The organism is Flavobacterium faecale (assembly GCF_003076455.1).
In the GTDB taxonomy this organism is placed as follows: Bacteria; Bacteroidota; Bacteroidia; order Flavobacteriales; family Flavobacteriaceae; genus Flavobacterium; species Flavobacterium faecale.
The window spans coordinates 3,367,732-3,387,544 of record NZ_CP020918.1 but is presented as its reverse complement, the minus strand read 5'-3'; the positions used below and the strand labels follow the sequence as shown (position 1 = coordinate 3,387,544).

Annotated in this window: 16 protein-coding genes; 4 read left to right on the top strand and 12 right to left on the bottom strand. The window is 36.0% G+C overall.

The genetic code is table 11. The features are described 5' to 3' along the window. Positions 1 to 131: 131 nt before the first annotated feature. A complete protein-coding gene (locus tag FFWV33_RS14455; protein ID WP_108741563.1) occupies positions 132 to 1,307 on the bottom strand; it encodes an HYR domain-containing protein in 1,176 nt (391 codons plus the stop codon). 378 nt (positions 1,308 to 1,685) lie between these two features. Here FFWV33_RS14455 and FFWV33_RS14450 point away from each other — a divergent pair, with 378 nt between their 5' ends. Next, on the top strand, positions 1,686 to 2,807 hold the full coding sequence (locus FFWV33_RS14450) for a T9SS type A sorting domain-containing protein (RefSeq protein WP_159086034.1): 1,122 nt from the start codon (positions 1,686 to 1,688) through the stop codon (positions 2,805 to 2,807). A gap of 277 nt (positions 2,808 to 3,084) precedes the next feature. Here the strand turns inward: FFWV33_RS14450 and FFWV33_RS14445 are convergent, their stop codons facing one another. The 9 genes from FFWV33_RS14445 to FFWV33_RS14405 all read right to left on the bottom strand — a co-directional run bounded on the left by FFWV33_RS14445 (position 3,085) and on the right by FFWV33_RS14405 (position 14,360). Next, positions 3,085 to 4,671: a sulfatase family protein gene (locus tag FFWV33_RS14445; RefSeq protein ID WP_108741561.1), complete on the bottom strand. Its 1,587-nt coding sequence runs from the start codon at positions 4,669 to 4,671 to the stop codon at positions 3,085 to 3,087. 86 nt (positions 4,672 to 4,757) lie between these two features. Continuing rightward, complete coding sequence (locus tag FFWV33_RS14440; RefSeq protein WP_108741560.1) at positions 4,758 to 6,323, bottom strand: alpha-L-fucosidase; 1,566 nt, start codon at positions 6,321 to 6,323, stop codon at positions 4,758 to 4,760. Positions 6,324 to 6,409: 86 nt separating this feature from the next. Then, positions 6,410 to 6,853 (bottom strand): MaoC/PaaZ C-terminal domain-containing protein, encoded by a 444-nt coding sequence (locus FFWV33_RS14435; RefSeq protein ID WP_108741559.1) that lies wholly within the window; start codon positions 6,851 to 6,853, stop codon positions 6,410 to 6,412. A gap of 11 nt (positions 6,854 to 6,864) precedes the next feature. Next, positions 6,865 to 7,935, bottom strand: a complete 1,071-nt coding sequence (locus FFWV33_RS14430) for a Gfo/Idh/MocA family protein (RefSeq protein ID WP_108741558.1) — start codon at positions 7,933 to 7,935, stop codon at positions 6,865 to 6,867. Between the two features lie 535 nt (positions 7,936 to 8,470). Continuing rightward, positions 8,471 to 9,706, bottom strand: coding sequence for an extracellular solute-binding protein (locus tag FFWV33_RS14425; RefSeq protein ID WP_108741557.1), 1,236 nt, complete (start codon positions 9,704 to 9,706; stop codon positions 8,471 to 8,473). Position 9,707: 1 nt separating this feature from the next. Continuing rightward, complete coding sequence (locus FFWV33_RS14420; RefSeq protein ID WP_108741556.1) at positions 9,708 to 10,847, bottom strand: CaiB/BaiF CoA transferase family protein; 1,140 nt, start codon at positions 10,845 to 10,847, stop codon at positions 9,708 to 9,710. 17 nt (positions 10,848 to 10,864) lie between these two features. After that, complete coding sequence (locus FFWV33_RS14415) at positions 10,865 to 12,007, bottom strand: CaiB/BaiF CoA transferase family protein (protein WP_108741555.1); 1,143 nt, start codon at positions 12,005 to 12,007, stop codon at positions 10,865 to 10,867. 108 nt (positions 12,008 to 12,115) lie between these two features. Beyond that, positions 12,116 to 13,267: an ABC transporter substrate-binding protein gene (locus FFWV33_RS14410; RefSeq protein ID WP_108741554.1), complete on the bottom strand. Its 1,152-nt coding sequence runs from the start codon at positions 13,265 to 13,267 to the stop codon at positions 12,116 to 12,118. Positions 13,268 to 13,307: 40 nt separating this feature from the next. Continuing rightward, positions 13,308 to 14,360: an L-rhamnose/proton symporter RhaT gene (locus FFWV33_RS14405; protein WP_108741553.1), complete on the bottom strand. Its 1,053-nt coding sequence runs from the start codon at positions 14,358 to 14,360 to the stop codon at positions 13,308 to 13,310. Between the two features lie 56 nt (positions 14,361 to 14,416). Here FFWV33_RS14405 and FFWV33_RS14400 point away from each other — a divergent pair, with 56 nt between their 5' ends. Continuing rightward, on the top strand, positions 14,417 to 15,244 hold the full coding sequence (locus FFWV33_RS14400) for an IclR family transcriptional regulator (RefSeq protein WP_159086033.1): 828 nt from the start codon (positions 14,417 to 14,419) through the stop codon (positions 15,242 to 15,244). Between the two features lie 55 nt (positions 15,245 to 15,299). On the opposite strand, the gene FFWV33_RS14395 is transcribed toward FFWV33_RS14400, so the two are convergent. Both FFWV33_RS14395 and FFWV33_RS14390 read right to left on the bottom strand, forming a co-directional pair. Continuing rightward, positions 15,300 to 16,145 (bottom strand): IS3 family transposase, encoded by an 846-nt coding sequence (locus FFWV33_RS14395; RefSeq protein WP_245891521.1) that lies wholly within the window; start codon positions 16,143 to 16,145, stop codon positions 15,300 to 15,302. 50 nt (positions 16,146 to 16,195) lie between these two features. Continuing rightward, on the bottom strand, positions 16,196 to 16,507 hold the full coding sequence (locus tag FFWV33_RS14390) for a transposase (RefSeq protein WP_108739487.1): 312 nt from the start codon (positions 16,505 to 16,507) through the stop codon (positions 16,196 to 16,198). Between the two features lie 176 nt (positions 16,508 to 16,683). On the opposite strand from FFWV33_RS14390, the gene FFWV33_RS14385 reads away from it, so the two are divergent. Together FFWV33_RS14385 and FFWV33_RS14380 are read left to right on the top strand one after the other, a co-directional pair. After that, on the top strand, positions 16,684 to 17,493 hold the full coding sequence (locus tag FFWV33_RS14385; RefSeq protein ID WP_108741551.1) for a phospholipase D-like domain-containing protein: 810 nt from the start codon (positions 16,684 to 16,686) through the stop codon (positions 17,491 to 17,493). Between the two features lie 1,546 nt (positions 17,494 to 19,039). Continuing rightward, the gene (locus FFWV33_RS14380; protein ID WP_108741550.1) at positions 19,040 to 19,810 is read left to right on the top strand and encodes an enoyl-CoA hydratase/isomerase family protein; all 771 of its coding nucleotides are present in this window, start codon (positions 19,040 to 19,042) and stop codon (positions 19,808 to 19,810) included. Positions 19,811 to 19,813: the final 3 nt, after the last annotated feature.

Genomic DNA, 19,813 nt, shown 5'->3' with positions numbered 1-19,813 from the left:
ACAACTTTCTTATTACATTGCTTGTTCTACTTTGTGGCTAGAGGCATCCCGTAGCTTCGAGACCGTACCATCGTTTGGATAAAAGCCCTCACCATCGGGGTTTCTATTAGCAGTCCTGGTCAAGAAAAATTTTAGTTATCAATTAATTTCCATGTTCGTACCCAATCGTAGTAAGTAGTTCTGTCTTGAGCTGAACCATTCATTCCTCCGCCAGCAGGTACAGGATTCCAATCATAGGTTTCAACGACCATTTTCATATACATTCCGAGGTTAAAGTTAGCAACAGGAGTGGCTGTACGTACTTTTTTTCCATCCAAATAGAATTCAATTTCGGTAGGGCTTTTCCACCATGCTGCGTACACGTGATACTCTTCGGACGCTTTACCACTTAATAAAGTATTACCTCCAACAGATCCAACTGGAGTTTCTGGACAACTAGTACTTCGACTATGTAGGTTAGACCCCATTTGTTGATCGGTAGTTAGTGTCCAAGAGGCTGTGCCTGTAACCTGACCCACACACTCTTGGATGTCTAATTCTGTCGTTCTTGCATCGCATCCTGTAGCCTCATTTCGTTTGTTGATTAACCAAAAGGTAGACGACATAAATGTTTTATTGGCTTTCATTCTGCATTCTATAAAATAGCCTACTTGTGCGGTAGTATTGGAGGTGATATAAGAACCTGCGTGCGTAAACGTGTTTCCATTAACGACTTCTGGAGCAGGTAAAATATCGGCTGTAAGTTGTAAGTTTCCGTCATTTTGCGAAACAGTACTCTTTTTAAATAATCCAGGTGCTCTACCAATCCATTGGGATGGATCTGTGTTTTTCCATTTAACTTCATCAAGAGCGTTCAAATTAAATTCATCTGATAAGGCATCTACCTTGACCCACTTTTTTGAAGTTGGTGCAGGATTTACTTCTGTTAAATAAGGTAAATCAGCTGAAGGATCGTTTTTTGTTACAGTTACTTTAAAACTACAGGAAACGGAATTTCCAGCAACATCTTTTACTTGAAAAGTATTGGTAGTGACTCCCACAGGAAATGTGGCTCCAGATGCTAATCCTGCCGTTTGAGTAGTTGATGCTCCAGCTACATTATCGGTACCAATTGGAGCGGTATAGGTTACTATAGCATTGGAGGCAAAATAATCTATTCCTACATTGATATCGGCAACACAACTGATTTCTGGAGGGGTTGTATCTACTTGTTTTTCCTCTTTCTTTGGTTCATTGTCTGTCCCATTAGTGCTACAGGCAGATAGAATTAAGTAGAAAAAACCAAGTAAGTAGTGTTTTTTAATCATAATAATAGTTTTGGTTTAGTTAAGATGCAAAATAAAACTAAAAGTTGTTTGTAGATGTAATCATATGGTTTACAAATTATAACAGATGATTTTTATTGTTTATTTAAGAGATTAAATCAAAAAGATTGGTATTAAAAAAACTTTTCCTGTTAAAGGTGGTGGTTTATACTATGACTGAATTGATTATTTAAACTAGATTTAAACTGAACTATGCTGTAATATTTTTTTTTCTTCTATTTTTAAATTATCATAAAGTATAATTTAGCATCGCAAACAAATGTCATATGACCTAGTGTAAATTAAGAATGTTTAAAATAAAACACTACTGATTTTGCTACAGAAATGACAATGTTTCAATTAACCTTAAAAAACCAAATTATGAAATTAAAAAAATTACAAAAAATCAGTTTAGGACTGTTGACAGTATTCTTTACTGTTAGTACTATTGTTGCACAACCAGCCGCCCCTTCTGGAAAAAAGTGGGTAAAAGCTACATATCTTTCAGATGATTTTAACGGATCCTTTGATACTTCGAAATGGGAACAATCTATTTGGAATTACGCAGGAACACCGACTCTTATGAATAATAACAATTCGGGTGTCTCAGGTGGGAATTTATGGATCAAAGCGACAGATAATGGACAAAGTAACTCAGGAGCGTGGTTTCAGTCTTCTCGAGTACAATCTAAAGCAAAAGTAGGGTTTCCTATGTACACTGAATGCCGAATTAAAGCGGCTAATATTTCTGCTTATTCTACTTATTGGTTAAATAATGGGGATGCAAATAACCGTGATGAAATTGATATTTGCGAGAATAATCCCAAACCTTCAATCACTAGTCAGACATACAGACCTTACACAATGTATTCACAATATTTCATAGTTAAAAATGGGGTTACTGAAAGAAATGCTGGTAATTTTGACAATAGAAACCTCCCTGCTGGTAATCCTGCAAAGGGAGTAAAATGGAATACTTATCAAGTTCTTGGCTGCTATTGGAAAGATTCTAAACATGTACAATTTTACATTAATGGAGCGCCAGCGGGTAGTTTGACAACCACTGGTGTTTTTACATTAGCCCAGAATATTATTTGGGATTTATGGACAGGTCCATTTGATTATCTTGGTGGCCTTGCAGTAAGAAGCGATTTGGCAAATGAGGCTCAAAGTACGATGTATGTAGATTGGATAAATACATATACATTGGCTAATATTACAGGAAAAGAAGTCGAGTCTAAGCTTAAATCAGAAACTTATAATTACAAAACTTCTGTGTCACCAAATCCAGTTTCGAATTTATTGCAGGTAACCTTAAAATCAGAAAACGATTATAATTCCTATAGTATTATAGATCCTTTAGGTAGATCAGTAGCGCAAGGTAAAATTGCAGTCGGATCAGCAGAGTACAATGTAAATGTATCATCTTTAAAATCTGGAATCTATTTTTTAATTTTAAATGGAGAGGATGATTCGGAAAAAATTAAGATTATGAAGAATTAAGTAAAACTTAAGTTTTAATAATTGAAGAGGCCTCATAATCGAAAGATTTGAGGCCTTTTTTTTTACTAGATTTATGTATTTAATTTCTAAAGAAAATATAACTTTAGTTGTAACTATTTTATATAATGTCGTATTCTTAATTCAAATAAAAAATATCGTAATAAAATGATTTTAATAATTATACGTTCGAGTTGTTCTCTTGACTGTACGACTTTTAAACTTTCGACTTACTCAGTGACATTTCATTACTATTTGGTTGAATAATTGTTTCAGAAATTTAATCATTCCAGTGCTTATCAATCACTTTTTGAATTTCAGGATAATTGGCATCTGTTTCATTTAATTCTTTGCGTTGTTTTAAAATTTCCTCTTTTAACGAAGCAATAATATCTTTGTATTTGGGGTCTTTGTAATGGTTGTTCATTTCTTCTGGGTCATTTTTTAAATCATAAAATTCCCAAGCTACAGGCGTGTTATAGCCATAAATACGCATTTCTTTATTCCAATAAAACTTATTCCATTCGGCTTCTGGTAAATAATGTTTGGCGTAGAAAAAGATCAACTTATATTGCTTGCTTCGAACACCAAAATGTGCCGGTACCCAGTGGTGAATGTTATGCATCCAATACCGATAATAAGTTGCTGTTCTCCAGTTTTTTTCTGCTTTTCCTTCCAAGGTATTTATAAAGCTAAACCCTTGCATGTACGAAGGTTTTTTACCTTTAGCCAATTCGATTAGCGTTGGAGCAAAGTCGGTATTGTTGATGAGTAGATCGGTTTTGGAACCTGCTTTAACCATTTTTGGATAATGTACAATAAACGGCATGCGCATCGATTCGTCATACATCCATCTTTTGTCAATTAAATCATGTTCACCAAGCATCATTCCTTGGTCGCCAGTATATACAATTACGGTATTTTCCCAAAGACCTTCTTTTTTTAGATAATCGAACAATCGAGCCAAATTATCATCAACACCTTTAACACATCTTAAATATCTTTTTAAGTATTCTTGGTAAGCCAAATGAGTAGCGATTGTTCCAGAAACAGTATCCTTCAAAAGCATATTTACATAGTTTCGGTATAAATGTCGGTCTGAAATGGAGCTTCCGATTACCGCACCTAATTTTCCGTTTTTTCCAACCGTAGCCTCAGATCCAAAATTGGGTTGAAAATACAAACTCGCTGGTTCTGGAATTTCTACGTCTTTTAAATAATCGGCATATCGTGGAGCGAACTCAAACATATCATGCGGTGCTTTGTAGTGGTGCATGATAAAAAAGGGTTTTGATTTATCTCTTTTTTTCAAGTAATCCAACGTAATATCGGTAATCACATCGGTGGAATGGCCTACTGATTTCACTTCGTTTTTCATCCATTCTCCTTTTCCTTTTTCGAAAAAAGTAGGGTTGAAATACTTTCCTTGCGAATGCAAAACTTTGTAGTAATCAAAGGCTGAAGGTTCATTTTTTAAATGCCATTTTCCAATCATAGCTGTTGTGTAACCCAATTTTTTCATCTCCATTGGCAAGTATTCTTTGGCGGGGTCCAATTCCCCATCCAAGTCCAAAACACCATTGGTTTGTGAATACTGACCTGTGATAATACATGCGCGACTAGGCGTGCAAATGGAATTGGTTACAAAAGCATTTTCGAATAACATTCCCTCGGCTGCCAACTTATCGATGGTAGGCGTTGGATTTAATTTTGCCAAACGACTCCCGTAAGCACCAATTGCTTGAGCGGTATGATCATCAGACATGATGTAAATGATGTTGGGCTGGTTTTTGCTTGAACGTTGACTAATACCCAATTGACAAAAAAGGAGTACTGCCAATGTGATTGATAATCCGGTCTTTTTCATAGTTTTTTTAATCTAAATTTTGTTAAATGAAAAGATTCGCAAAGCTTAATTGATGATTAAACTTTGCAAATCTGATTAATGTTCAATTACTTTTTAGGAGTAATCTTGAATGCAAAAGCATAATCACCTACTTTTTCTTTTGGGAGTTGAATATGTAATCCGTCATTCTCCACCGTGAATTTCATTTTTTTCTTATTTGCCAAAAATTCAATCGATTCGATTCCTTTGGTCAAATACGGACTTCCTTTCTTGAACGAGTGGATCACCAATTGATTCTCTGCTGGCCAATCTAGAACCGTGGCATAAACAACCTCTCCTTTTCTAGTAAAACGAATATCTTTGGCCGTATTATCAGCATTTTTGTCTTCACTCAAATGGCCTTCTTTTACTTCTGCATCGCCTTCTCCGTAGATATCAAAAGTACGTGTTCCGTAAATGGCTTCTCCATTGGTTTTCAACCAATCTCCCATTTGTAACAAACGTTCTTTGACTGGCTCTGGAATTTCACCATTTGCTTTTGGTGTGATATTCAATAAAACCGCTCCATTTTTACTCACTACATCAATCAAGAAATCAAGTAAACGATTGGTCGATTTGTAGTTTGGATCAGAAATGTGTGACCATGATTTCCAGTCAATAGAATCATCTGTCAACCACGGAAAATCTTTTTTCTCACTCATTCTTGCTCGTTCCAAATCTAGAACAGCAGTGCCTTCGGCAAAATCATGAAATTTATAAGTTGACACTACTTCCTGATTCTTTTTCTCGGCATGGTTGTAATAATACTCTAGGAATTCTTTGCGGTAATCTTCGCCAATAATGTCCATTTTATTATCAAACCAAACCATATCTGGGTTGTACTTATTGGTAATCTCCTTCAAACGAGCCAACCATTCTTTGTTAAATTGTTCGTCAGCCAATGGGTAATAAGAGGCCGCTCCTAGTTTTTTTCTATTTGGATTATCTGGGAAAAGGAAATCACCTTTTTTAACTTTTGGACCATACAAACCAGCATATCTTGGATCGGATGCATCGGTAGTTTCATCCCAAGTTGGGTACCAAGCATACAACCATTGACGGTGAAAAGTAGCGATAAATTTCATCCCTCTTTTTCTGATTTCTTTAGACAACTCGCCCATGATATCACGTTTCGGTCCCATTTCTTTGGCATCCCATTTGGTCAAATCGCTATCCCACATGGCAAAACCATCGGCATGTTCAGAAACAGGTCCTGAGAATTTTGCGCCTGATTTTTCAAATAAATCTGCCCAAGCAGCAGCATCAAACTTTTCAGCCTTAAACATCGAAATGAAATCTTTGTAACCAAATTTATCCAATGGCCCATAAGTATTCACATGGTGCGTATAGTACTCACTTTCTTTCCCATTTTTAGCTTCTGGGTTGTCCTTGTTTATGTACATCCAGTGCGAGTACCATTCGTTTTTATATTCTGGTACCGAGTACGGTCCCCAGTGGCAATAGATTCCGAACTTAGCATCCAAGAACCATTCTGGTGTTTTGTGTTGTTCCAATGATTTCCAATCGGCTTTGTATTCGATTTTTTTATTTGTGACTTTGTTTTGGGTTGTTTTTTGTTGCGCATTGCAGGATACCAATGCAATAGTCACTAATCCTAAAACAGTATTTTTCATAATATTTTGTAGTTTTTTGGTTGTACAAACATAGGCGATACAGCTAAGAAAGGCCTTCTCATATGTCCATTATAGTAGAACAAAAGTTATATTTTCTTTTTTGCTAATAAGATATGGTCGCACACAAGCACTAAATCACCATTTTGATTGAAAATTTCGACATGTTCGTTTACCTGTCCAAATTCGGGTTTGTTGGAATCTTTCTTTTCGCTAATGGTAATCACCACGTTTATGGTATCACCAATATAAACTGGTTTTACAAAACGCAAACGGTCGTAGCCTTTAGAAAAAGCCTCTGGATTAATTTCGGTAGCCGTCATTCCGATTCCCACGCTAAAGGTCAAAGTTCCGTGGGCGATTCTTTGCTTGAAGGGTTGTGTTTTACACCATTCAGCATCCATATGGTGTGGAAAAAAATCCCCCGTATGTCCCGCGTGAACTACAAAATCGGTTTCGGTTATGGTTCTTCCAAAAGTTTCTCTTTTGCTTCCTAGTTCGTAATCTTCGTAAAATCGTGATAGTATATGCATAAGTCTTTATTTTAAATAGAATAATTGGGTAAAATACCTCCGTTGTCATTGGATTCATAGGCCGCTTCTACAATCGCCATCGAGTGCACCACATCTTCCACGCTAGTGGGTAATTCGGTGGTAGAACCTTCTACAAATCGCATTAAAGACGCCATTGTTCCCACAAATGCATCGGGAAACCAAGAGCCTTTCAACGGCACTTCAATCCATTTTGGTTCTTGTCCTTCGGTTACAATGCAGTATTCAAACAAATCGGGTTTGCCATTTGGGTAGTCTAGTAGCAACCCTATTCGAGCTTTGATAGCTCCTTTGGTACCTTCCCATTTCACAAAACTTTCTTGGTTTTTCTCGCCAAAATTATGATCATGATTGGTGTTAATAATCGCACGCATGGCATCATTATAATCCATGATCGTCGTCGTACGAGTAGACGACATTGTTTTACCAGGATTTTTCAAAGTTTTCGAATACACTTTCTTTGGGTTTCCTAAAAACGAGCGAATCAAATCAATATAATGAATGCTGTGTTGCTGAATTTCCAATCTCGGGTGATTCACCACATTCGGGAAATATTCCCAAGGTGTGTAGGTCGTCAAACGGACTTCAAAATCGTACAATTCGCCAATCAATCCTCGGTCAATTATATCTTTTGCAGCCATAATGTAAGGCGCAAATCGCATCTGACAATTAACGGCTGCCTTTAGTTTTTTTCTTCTACAAACTTGCAAAATCGCCAAAGTTTGCTCAAAATCATCTCCCATGGGTTTCTGAATCAAAACTGCTGCTTCGTCAGGTAATTGCTCCAATGTTTGCACAAACTGATTCGGCATAAGAGTCAAGTCATAAATAGCGTACGAAGGTGCATCTTTCACCATATCGGCAACCGTGTCATAGACAGTCGGAATCGCAAATTGCTTTGCCACTTCCTCTGCTCTTTCGCGAGTTCTATTGGTGATTCCCGCAATCGTAAAACCTACACTTTTGTAAGCAGGCAAATGCGCATCACGCACAATTCCGCCCGCTCCAATAATGTAAATCGGACGATTCTCAATGGGTAATGTTGGTTTGTAGTTAATATCCATTATCTGTTGTTTTTAATAGTATTTTTTATTTGTGCGTGCCCCTCCGTATCCCGACGCTTCGGGACGGGTCGGGCTTTTCGTTCCCGCTTTTTTTTATCAATTTTATCGGGTTTAAACCCGAGGCAATTGATAAAAAAAGAGCTCCACTTCAATCCCTCACGCGAGAATCAAAATTCAAAATTCAATTTCAAAAGTCAAAGTTCAAAAGTCAAATTCAAAAATCAAATTAATAAATCTTAAATCACTTTTACGATTCCAACAAATCAGCAATCACAAATCGTTAATCACCAATCATTAATCATTTTAAAAATCCTAATTCCTTAATTCAAAAATCCTTAATTTTTATTCCGTTCTAACAAATCAGCAATCAAAAATCGTTAATTACCAATCGTTAATCACTTTAAAAATCCTAATACCTTAATTCAAAAATCCTTAATCTTTATTCCGTTTCAACAAATCAGCAATCAAAAATCGTTAATCATTTTCCTCGTTCCAACAAATCAAAAATCAGCAATCGTTAATCATCAATCGTTAATCAAACTTCTTCAATCAAATCAATCTTCCCTTGCGCTTCCTCCAAAATCAATGCAATGCTTTTGTCGCTATTGATAACTTCCACAACAATTTGGTCAATTACATCTGCAATTTCAGACCAGTTGCTTTTGCGGGGTAAGGAGCGGGTATTTTTATGTAATTCTTCCAATTTATAATAATAGGGAACCAGTTCGTTTACTTCTTTGTCGTGCCAAGTTGATTTTCTACAACCAATTCCACCTTCCAAAGTCAGTAGTTTATCGTTTTTTGCATTTACAGCAAATTGTATAAAATCGTAGGCAAGGTCTTTATTGGTACTCCCTTTTCCAATTACGTACATCCAATAAGCGTTGAGAGAAACTCCTTCGCCATTCGGGCCTGCAGGAACGTTCGTCACATCGATTTTTCCTTTCACTTTCGAATCGGGATATACTTCACCAAAAGAAGCAAAACCAAACCAATTGACCATCATCGCCAAGTTTCCGTTGGCGAAAGCCATTCCGGACTTAACCGAATCAAATTCACGAGAATCGGGGTGAATAGCTTTGGTATTTTTCAATGCTGAACGGTAAAACTCCATACCTTCGATAGCTATTTGGGTATTGATTTTAATTTTTTTATTCAAATCGAATAAATCGCCTCCACGGGTCCATAACTGTAGGCAGAAATCAAAAACGGTATTGTGTCCGTCAGGATAAGCGGCAAATGTGGTTCCGTACAAACCTTGATCCGGTCGATTAAAAAATTCGGCCACTTCCATCAAGTCATCCCAAGTTTTGGGAACTTCCAATTGTTTTCCATGTAAACCATAAAAAGTAATTTGCTCTTCCATTGAGTCGAATAAATCCTTTCGATAAATCAAACATTCAGGCCCATCATGAAAAGGTAATCCAACGGTTTTGCCTTCAAATCGTTGTTTGTACAGCAATGACTCCGACCAACCTTCAGGGAAATCAGCGGGTGAATTTGCAGCGATATAAGGTGTTAAATCTTCGACGGCATTCGTTGCAAAAGCTTCTGTAATCCAGTCGGTATTGATTAAAGATACATCCCAATCACCATTAGCTAAACCTTTGTTTTTTAAAATAGTATCATACAAAGGGTGCAAATCAAAGGCGGTTGCTTCCAACTCAAAATCACATCCTGTTTCGGCGCAAAAAGCGTCCCATATTTTTGCTATGGAAGTTTCGAAAGCATCAAATTTACGTACGGCTATTTTAAATTTTGGTTTACTCATTTTACAACATTTCTTTGATAATAGCCTCTGTGTGTTCTCCTAATGCAGGCGAACCTAAGCTAGATTTCATGTATTGTCCGTCAATTTTTATTGGGCAACGCGTGGTTTCGTATTCAAAACCATCTCCCATTTTTACTTTCTGAATCATTTCTAAAATCTTGAATCCGTCGTGAGCAAAAAGTTCGTCCCAGTTCATGATTTTTGCACACCAAATATCAGCAGGTTCCAACAAACTCAGCCAATGTTCTGTGGTGTTTGTTAATAGGTGATTGGCCAATATTTTCTTGATTTCGTTACGTTCTGTAAACCAGCTTTCTCTTTCAGGATAAGCGGACAAAGCACCGCAACCAATCAACTCACCAACAAACGGAATAGCTCCCATAGCAAGTGACATATAGCCCGATGCAGTTTGGTACACGCCATAAGGTGCTCCTAAATAGGCATGTGCGCTATTACTTTCTGGACGAATAGTAGGCGCTCCACCATCATGGTAAAAAGTAGTAATCGACTCAAATTGAAAATCAAGAATAGACTCCAACATGCTAATGGATACTTTTGAACCTTCGCCAGTTTTTGCTTTTTTGATTAATCCAGCCAAAATACCTTGTGCCAAATGGGCTCCTGCCAAGATATCTACAATTGCCAAACCAACTGGTACAGGTCCATCGGATATTTTCCCGTTCAACCAAGTCACACCAGATAAGGATTGTACGAGCAAATCTTGTCCTGGCTTACTTTTCCACGGACCCTCATCACCATAACCAGAAATATCACCATAGACAATAGATGGATTTATTTTTTTGATGGTTTCATAATCAAATCCCAAGCGCTCAATCACTCCTGGACGGAAATTGTGCACCAAAACATCGGCTTTTTCGATTAATTTTAAAACTTGTGCTTTATCTTTTTCGACCTTTAAATCGGCTTGAAAACTTTCTTTATTTCGATTAATAGCTCTAAAAACAGTGGATTCTCCGTTTAATATCACATTCGAAACATATAATTGACGGCAAATATCACCTGTTTCTGGACGTTCGACTTTAATGACACGTGCGCCCAAATCGGCTAATCGCAAAGTTGCTGAAGGAGCCGATAAAAACTGACTCAAATCAACGATTAATATATCTTGTAATGGTTTCATTATTCTTCGTATTACAGTTATAAATTAAATTCTTTTCTAATGTCAGCAGTGTGTTGTCCGACTCTTGGTGCAGGTTTTGGAGCAAAAATCCTTTCGTCATCCATTCGAATAGGACAACGCAACGTATGCACTTCTTCACCAGAAAGTAATTTCAACTTTTGATCCATTTGTAAAACTTTATACCCTTCGTGGTTCAATAAATCATCATAATTGAAAACCGCAGAAGCCCAAATTCCAGCAGGTTCTAAAATATCCAACCATTCTTGTGTCTCTTTATGAATAAGAAAATCACTCAATATAGCCATGATTTCATCTTTTTTTGTAAACCATGAATCTGAGTCGATATACGATGCGATAGGTGCACAGCCTAACACTTTTCCCATATTCAAAATATTTCCCATAGCCAAAGAAAGGTAGCTATCTTTGGTTTTATAAACACCATATGGAGCGCCTAAATACGGATTTGCATTCCCTTTTTCAGCTCTTATTGGTTTTTGATTACCATCATTAAGGTAGGTTGTCAAGACTTCAAACTGTAAATCAAGAGTTGATTCTAGCAAACTTACTTCAACCCAAGCACCTTGGTTTGTTTTGGTTCTTTTATAAATTGAAGCCAAAATACCTTGTGCTAAGTGCGAACCTGTAATAATATCTGAAACCGCCGCTCCCACAGGAACAGGATCGTCGTTTTTGTTACCAGTTAAGTTGACAAAACCCGACATGGATTGTACCAATAAATCTTGTCCTGGTTTTTTTACCCAAGCACCTTCTGTACCATAACCGGTTACGGTGGCGTAAATCATTTTTGGGTTGATGGCTTTTACTTTTTCATAATCCAAACCGATTTTCTCCATCACTCCCGGACGGAAGTTGTGGGTCATCACATCGGCTTTGGCTATTAATTGTCGAACGCACTCCAAATCCTCAGGATTTTTCAAATCGGCTGCATAAGATTCTTTGTTACGGTTAACGGTGTGGAAAACCAAACTGCTACCATCCAAAAATAAATTTTTCAATGCAATTTGTCTCCCAGCTTCTCCGTGAACCGGACGTTCTATTTTTATTACTCTTGCCCCTAAATCTGCCAATCGCAATCCCGCAGACGGGCCTGCCATAAATTGAGCAAATTCGAGTACTACAATTCCTTCTAGTGGTTTCATATGCTTTATTGTTTAAGGTTTTTTTTGTTTAAAGTTTAAAGTACTAACGATTAGTCTTTAAAACAATTTTTAAACTTTTAAACTCTTTTAAACTCTTTTAAACTTTTTCTAAATTTCTAATGATTTCAAATACAACTCATTTAGTTGTTGCAATAAAGCCAATTCATCGCCTCCGTTCATCAAATAATTTCTGATTGGAGCACCCGCTCTGTCTTGAAAGTACATATGACCGTTGTATCTAGGACGTAAAAATGCTCTGTCTAATCCAGGTAATGTGTTCTTGAAATAATCGGCTGTGATGCTGTTTGTATATTCATCTGTCCATGCTTTTCTGTGACCTGGTTGTCCACCACCGTCAAAGAAAACCGTTTTTTGAATTGCTTCTGAACCAACATATTCTAGGTATTTCATTGCCGTTTCAATTTCTTTTGATTGTGCAGAAACCGCCAATCCAGTTCCTCCCAAAGTCGAAATAGCACCGACGCCATTGATTTCGATCATGTCATGAAAATGCAACAATTTACGTGCATATCCGTTACGGCTATAATTCGAATATCCGTAAGCCCAAGGACAATACGCATAGTTGTCTGTCAAAGTCATGGCTTCGTAGACTTTAATTGGATTCCAATCGTACATAGCTGGATCCATTTCTACAGCTAAGGCACGTAACATTTGCAAAGCTTTTATACCAATTTCTTGGCTTACAACATGTTCTTTGGACACACAAACTTCTTCGCCCAAGTTGCAACACATCATATAGAAATTCATCAATGTATCTTGCGGAATACCTGGCATTACCACCAATCCTTTTTTTGCCAAAGCCAAAAGTTCGTCATAATTGGTCGGTAATTTTAGACCTTTAGCTTCCAAAATATCCGGACGGCTAGAGGCCACTGGAGTAGCGGCATCAATCGCTAAGGCATATTGGTGACCGTTTGAACTGTAACTCACATGAGAATGCCCCACCGTATTTTCGGCCAAATCAGCTATAAACGCTTTTGGCAAATACTCGTCTAGCGGTAAGATCACCTTTGTTTTACCCGCAAAACCTGCCCAAGGGTGGTCAATTACCAATAAGTCATAGCGTTTTGCTAATTCGTCGATAGGCTCATCGGCGAAAGCTTGCAAAGATCTTTTCTCCCATGTAATTTCTACATTCGGATTCAGTTCTGAGAAACGTTGTGCCGTAGCGACCATTGAGGTAAAACCTCTACTGTGATTCCAAGTAATTCCTTTTAATTTGATTGGTTGTGATTCCATTGTATTGGTTTATTATATTATTAGTTTGTTTTTTATCTTGTTATTCTCCTTGCATGCTTCCGTAAGTCATTACAAAAAAGGAAACCACTAAGATTATTAAAGCATATAGTAATGTGGTATATGTTCGTTTGCTTACTGCTACCCATTCTTTCATAACAATTCCGATGATATAGCTAAAGAAGATAAGCATGGACATATGAATAACCCAACTCGCAAATTTGTAAGCACCCATTTGTACGTGTGCAATACCATAAAAGAAAAATTGACCGTACCAAAGTGCACCACTCAAAATGGACATTCCGGCATTGATACCGTAATTTTTTGCACCGATGCTTTTTACATCTACAAATTCTTTTAAAGTTTTGTTTTTGATCCCAGCGATTAGAAACCAAATCAAATTGGTTACAAAAGCACCAAAAGTGGAAAGAATCAAGTTTGCGTTTCCTTCGTAATTTCCAGCACCGTATTTCCCCGCCAACTCGGCTACGGGAGCACCCACTTCTAATGAGATTCCGAAAACAGCCGACAAAACACCCGCAATAATAGTTAAGGTCAACCCTTTTTTCATATCGAAAGAAGGAAGATTAGCACCTTCAACCGCATTTCGTTTCAAGTCCGCTTCTTTTCTATAGCCAGCAACACCGCAAAGTGCGATACCTATTAAGGCCAAAAACATTCCTATAAATATGGTACTTCCACCAGCAGCGTTGTATTTTTCTACAAACTCACCGTGCATAATTAAGGGAACAATGGTTCCTAGAATGGCAGAAATCCCAATAGAGATAGTGTACGTCAACGAATACCCAATGTGTTTAATGGCAAAACCAAAACACATTCCGCCAAATCCATAAACAGCTCCTAATAAGGTAGCGTTAATTAAAATAGTAGTATCCGAGTTTTCAAAAACACCTAATAAATCAGGAACCGTAAGAAATCCGATGACGAAAGGAAAGATGAACCAAGCGAAACTGGCTTGAAACAACCAGTAGGTATCCCAAGACCATTTTTTTACTTTTTGATAGGGAACATAACAGGTTGAAGCAGATACACCTCCAACTCCGTGGATAAAAGTACCTAATAAAGGATTTGCCATAATTTGCGTTTGGTTGGTTAGTTATTGTGATTCATATACAAATGTATATTTTATATATGAAACAAACAAGAAGCGGATTAAATTTATTAAATTTGTCTCGTAAAACACAAAAGATGGCTGAAGAAAACAATACAAAATACAATGCTCCCGCACTCGATAAAGGCTTAGATATACTCGAATATTTATCTTCTGAAGGGATTCCGTTGTCGCAAGCAGAAATTGCCCAAGGAATTAGCAAAACGCCAAGCGAAATTTACCGAATGTTAGTTTGCTTGGAAGAAAGAGGGTACTTAATAAGAGGTTCGAATGCGGGAAAGTATCGTTTGTCTTTAAAAATGTATAGCCTTTCGCACCGACACACGCCTTTTGATGAGTTGAAACGAGTGTCGCATTATCCGATGCAAAATTTATCCGAAAAAATCAGGCAGTCTTGTCATTTAAGTATCATCAATAATGACCAATTGTTGATTATAGCCCAAATGCGAAGTCCAAATGCGGTTTCACTTTCGATAGAAGAAGGAACCCATTTTCCACTAACGTTGACTACTTCGGGCAGGGTATTTTTGTCGATTTATTTAGAGGACAAGCGAAACGATTTTTTAAGTCGTGATGAACATTATAGTAAATGGACCAAGAAAAAACAGGAAGAATTCAAGGAATCGATTCTACAAGTTCAAAAAGACGGTTACCGTTCTGCCGAAAGTAATATCACCAGTGGTATCACCGATTTTGCCGTTCCAATAGGTTTGAATGATTCGGATTTGAATGCCGTTTTAGCAGTTTCTGTCTTTTCATCTAGTATAGATAATGAAATTTCAAGAGAAAAAATTATCGAAGCACTTAAAGAAGCGCAGGGAGAGATTAATAAATTGATTGGGGGATAGGGTTTTGTTTTGACCCCTATAAAACAAGAGTATTATTCTAAATTTCGATTATTAATTATGCGGTTAATTTTTCCAATAAAATTAGATCTTTATCTTGGTTCCATTTTTCCATTGGTGTAATACGTCCTAATAGCCCATGCAGCCTATTATTGTTATAGAAAATCACATACCTTTTTAATATCTGTTCAATTTCTCCAAAAGTTCTATAATCAACCCTTTGGAACACTTCTTTTTTTAGGATTCCATGATAAGCTTCAATATGTGCATTTTCTTCAGGTGTGGCTACATGTGTAAATTCCTGCTGAACACCTATTATACCTAGGTATTCACGAACACTTTTGGCAATAAATTGACTACCATTATCACTTCTAATAACAACGTTTTCAGGGTATTGGTATTCTAAAAATAAATCAGAAAGGAATGTTATTACTTTGTTCTGTTTTATTGAAAAAGAGAAGTAATCTTTTAAAATTCTACGGGTATGAACGTCTATGATTGATAGTAAGTAGGCATTTTTACCTACACTAGGAATCCAAACCATCTTAATATCCATTTCTATACACTGAAACGGCCTAACAGTAATAACCTTTCTATATTTTACAAACTTACGCCCAGAACCACTCCTGTTTATCCTATTTTCGAGTTTTAACAAGCCTTCTTCTTTCATAATTCGGTAAAGCTTTTTGTGATTAATCTTATATCCATCTCGATGTAAGTAAGAAGTCATTAAGCGGTATCCGCAGTCTATAAACTCATGGCTTAAAATCTCTTTAACCGATGCTATAACAGTTTCTTGACTCACCATTCCCTTGAACTTATTATAAGTAAAGACACTAGGCTTATTACCTTTTTTGCCAAGACTTGGCCTTCGGTAATAGCTGCTTTGATTCATACCTAACATACAAATGACTTTGCTTTTACTGATTTTATGTTTGCTACAGATACTATCAACTAAATCTTTCTTGGATCGGACGTCCCAAACTTTTTTTTTAAAAGTTCACGTCCAATTTCTAGTTCAATTTCTTTATTAGCTAATAATTTACGTAGAATTCTGTTCTCTTCCTCAGCTTGCTTTAACTCTTTGCTACGATCGTCATAAGTAACTTTTAAGCCTGCCTCTCCTTGTTTTTCATGCTTCTTCTTCCAACTATACAAACTTCCTGTACTAACACTGTATTTACGACAGGTTTCTACAACGCCTAAATCTTCGCAAGAAGATAAAATTTCCAACTTCTCTTCTAAACTCCATTTCTTGTATTTCATATCTCAAATGTACTATTTGAAATTTAGAATATCACTCTGAACTTATAAGGGGCTAAAATAGGTTTTGAGGTGGTTTTTTGATTAAATGAAAAAACTTCGATGATATTTAAAATTGAAATTTACACATAAAATATTGTGTATTAATTTGTTGTTATTTTAATGTAAAAAAATATATTATGGAAAGTACCAGAGCGTCATTTCAAAACATCGGTAAAACAATAGAAGAATTAATTTTAAAAAGTAAAACATCAATTTATATTTCAGTTGCTTGGTTTACAAATAAAGAATTATTAGGCTTATTAACTGAAAAAGCAAGAAATGGTGTAAATATTCAAATAATTATTAGTGATGATATTGTAAATAAAAGGCAGAATCCTAAAGATTTTATTAGTGTAGGAGGGAATTTTAATATTTTACAAACTAATTCGGGTAAATTCCTTCACGAAAAATTTGCATTTTTTGACAATGAAACGATTCTTACAGGTTCTTATAATTGGACATATTTTGCAGAATACAAAAATCACGAATCTGTAATAATTAGTAATAATGAACTATTAGTAAAACAATTTAGTATTAGATTTAAAAAACTATTAGAAATTGTTGTGAACTTCAATAATGAACTTTTAGTAAATAGAGTAAATATTGGAGCAGACATTGCTGAAGAAGAATTTGAAAAATTAGAACAAGATTTAGAACAAGATTTGATACGAGCTTTGGAAGAATCTAAAAAACTAAACACAAAAATTAAATTTGAATTAGTATATCCACTAATCAAATCTTATGGAGCAATTGGAGCTTCAAAAAGATTAATGCTTACTGGAACTGACAAAATTCAATCAGGTTTTATTAAAATGTGGGAATTGAATAGAATGGATTTAACTTTTGAAAGTATTATTACAAAGAAAAAATATCAACTATTATTTGATATTAAAACTTTGAACAATGCACATGAAAGATTGCAGAAGTTTGAAAAAAGCAGCCATTAATTGCTAAGGTTTCGTTGGAGTTAAAAATTCAACAATGAAACCCAATCTGGTGCTGGTTTGCAACAAGTTCCTATTTTCATCATAAACAAATTGTAGTATTTCCTATGCGGTTCCTATAAACCAAACTTTTATTAAGCCCATGACGGAAATGGTTTGTGTAGAGATTCTTCTATAATGACAAACTTTGGCGATTTTGCTTGCGTTGCATTTGTTGCTTTTAAGCTACAAAACTTATATGAACTTCCTTTTTTACTACTTTACAATTTCAAGTAACGTAAAGCTTATATGCCTTATATGGTTTAAAAAAAGATGCAGTTTGCGTGATTGCTTTCCCGAAAAACGGGACAGGCTGTTCCTCGCAAAGACTTTGTAGATGTAGTTTGCGTTACGTTTGTTATACCCAAATCTGGTGCTCGTTTGCAACGCGTATCTATTTTCATTATAAACAAAATCATTGCATTTGCAATGCGGTTCCTATAAACCAAACTTTTATTACACCTAGAACGGAAGTAGTTTGTGTAGAGATTCTTCCAGAATGACAAACTTCGTCGATTTTGCTTGCGTTACGTTTGTTGCTTTTAAGCGACAAAACTTATATGAACTTCCATTTTTACTAGTTTACAATTTTAAGTAAAGGAAAGCTTATATGCCTTATATGGTTTAAAAAAAAGATGCAGTTTGCGTGATTGCTTTCCCGAAAAACGGGACAGGCTCTTAGTCGCAATGACTTTGTAGATGTGGTTTACGTTAGGTTTGCTGTTTTTTAGTGACTCAATCTGGTGCTCGTTTGCAGCGAGTATCTATTTTCATTATAAACAAAATCATTGCATTTGCAATGCGGTTCCTATAAACCAAACTTTTATTACACCTAGAACGGAAGTAGTTTGTGTAGAGATTCTTATAGAATGACAAACTTTGTCGATTTTACTTGCGTTACGTTTGTTGCTTTAAAGCGACAAAACTTATATGAACTTCCTTTTTTACTACTTTACAATTTCAAGCATAGGAAAGCTTATATGTCTTATATGGTTTAAAAGTAAAGATGCAGTTTGCGTGATTGCTTTCCCGAAAAACGGGACAGGCTCTTCGTCTCAATGACTTTGTAGATGTGGTTTGCTTTAATCTGTTTGCTGTAAACCAAATTTTTATTAACCCCAACCAATCTGGTGCTCGTTTGCAACGAGTACCTATTTTCATCATAAACAAAATAGAAGCATTTGCAATGCGGTTCCTATAAACAAACGTTTATTAAGCCTAGAACGAAAGTAGTTTGTGTAGAGATTCTTCCAGAATGACAAACTTCGTAGATTTTGCTTGCGTTACGTTTGTTGCTTTAAAGCGACAAAACTTATATGGACTTCCATTTTTACTAGCTTACAATTTTAAGTAACGTAAAGCTTTATGTCTTATATGGTTTAAAAGTAAAGATGTGGTTACCAAGCTTAACTAAAATTGTGTATTGTCTAGATATTATTTATATAAATCTTATTGGTAATTCATATATAAATAGTATTTTTACATATAAATACTATTTAACAATTAAAAGATGGATTCAATTATCTGCTCACAGAACGGAGCGCTTATCACTATCACCTTAAATAAACCACCAGCAAACAGCTACGAGTTAAACTTCTTAACAGCCTTAGGAAATACAATAGAAAATACAAATCAAGATCCAACTACAAAAGTGGTCTTAATTAACAGTGCATCAGAAAAGTTTTTTTGCGCAGGTGCCGATATCAAAGTTTTTGGCAGCAATACTGTAGAACAAAATAAAGAAATGGTTGTGGCCGCTCGTCGTGTTTGTCATTTAATAAGCACAAGTACAAAAATTTTCATTGCAGCTTTTAGAGGTCATATTCTAGGCGGTGGATTGGAATTGGCTATGGCTTGCGACATTCGATTAGCCTCTCAAGGAAATTATCTTATTGGTCTTCCAGAAATTAAACTTGGACTGATTCCTGGAAATGGAGGAACAGTTCGATTAATTACTCTTATTGGTGCAAGTCGCGCAATGGAATTGCTCGTAACTGGAAACACGATTAATGCCGTAACGGCACATCAATTCGGACTAATCAATCACTTATATCCTGCGGATACTTTCGGAAAGGATGTTTTAGACTATTGTAAAAATTTAGCCTCTGGCGCAGGAGAAGCGATGGCAAGCATTAAGAAATTTACTCTTGAAAGTCAAGGGATGAATCTACAACAAGCTTTGCAACTAGAAACCGCTCTAGTTAATCCATTATATGAAACGCCAGATGGAATAGAAGGTTTTAAAGCCTTTATCGAAAAAAGAACGCCTAATTTTAAATAACTA

Excerpts from the sequence above, each read along its gene's own strand:
- FFWV33_RS14405 (WP_108741553.1), bottom strand. The coding sequence starts at position 14,360 with ATGGCAAATCCTTTATTAGGTACTTTTATCCACGGAGTTGGAGGTGTA.
- FFWV33_RS14400 (WP_159086033.1), top strand. The coding sequence starts at position 14,417 with ATGAAACAAACAAGAAGCGGATTAAATTTATTAAATTTGTCTCGTAAA.
- FFWV33_RS14440 (WP_108741560.1), bottom strand. The coding sequence starts at position 6,323 with ATGAAAAATACTGTTTTAGGATTAGTGACTATTGCATTGGTATCCTGC.
- FFWV33_RS14420 (WP_108741556.1), bottom strand. The coding sequence starts at position 10,847 with ATGAAACCATTACAAGATATATTAATCGTTGATTTGAGTCAGTTTTTA.
- FFWV33_RS14390 (WP_108739487.1), bottom strand. The coding sequence starts at position 16,507 with ATGAAATACAAGAAATGGAGTTTAGAAGAGAAGTTGGAAATTTTATCT.
- FFWV33_RS14445 (WP_108741561.1), bottom strand. The coding sequence starts at position 4,671 with ATGAAAAAGACCGGATTATCAATCACATTGGCAGTACTCCTTTTTTGT.
- FFWV33_RS14425 (WP_108741557.1), bottom strand. The coding sequence starts at position 9,706 with ATGAGTAAACCAAAATTTAAAATAGCCGTACGTAAATTTGATGCTTTC.
- FFWV33_RS14430 (WP_108741558.1), bottom strand. The coding sequence starts at position 7,935 with ATGGATATTAACTACAAACCAACATTACCCATTGAGAATCGTCCGATT.
- FFWV33_RS14385 (WP_108741551.1), top strand. The coding sequence starts at position 16,684 with ATGGAAAGTACCAGAGCGTCATTTCAAAACATCGGTAAAACAATAGAA.
- FFWV33_RS14435 (WP_108741559.1), bottom strand. The coding sequence starts at position 6,853 with ATGCATATACTATCACGATTTTACGAAGATTACGAACTAGGAAGCAAA.
- FFWV33_RS14395 (WP_245891521.1), bottom strand. The coding sequence starts at position 16,145 with ATGTTAGGTATGAATCAAAGCAGCTATTACCGAAGGCCAAGTCTTGGC.
- FFWV33_RS14415 (WP_108741555.1), bottom strand. The coding sequence starts at position 12,007 with ATGAAACCACTAGAAGGAATTGTAGTACTCGAATTTGCTCAATTTATG.
- FFWV33_RS14455 (WP_108741563.1), bottom strand. The coding sequence starts at position 1,307 with ATGATTAAAAAACACTACTTACTTGGTTTTTTCTACTTAATTCTATCT.
- FFWV33_RS14380 (WP_108741550.1), top strand. The coding sequence starts at position 19,040 with ATGGATTCAATTATCTGCTCACAGAACGGAGCGCTTATCACTATCACC.
- FFWV33_RS14410 (WP_108741554.1), bottom strand. The coding sequence starts at position 13,267 with ATGGAATCACAACCAATCAAATTAAAAGGAATTACTTGGAATCACAGT.
- FFWV33_RS14450 (WP_159086034.1), top strand. The coding sequence starts at position 1,686 with ATGAAATTAAAAAAATTACAAAAAATCAGTTTAGGACTGTTGACAGTA.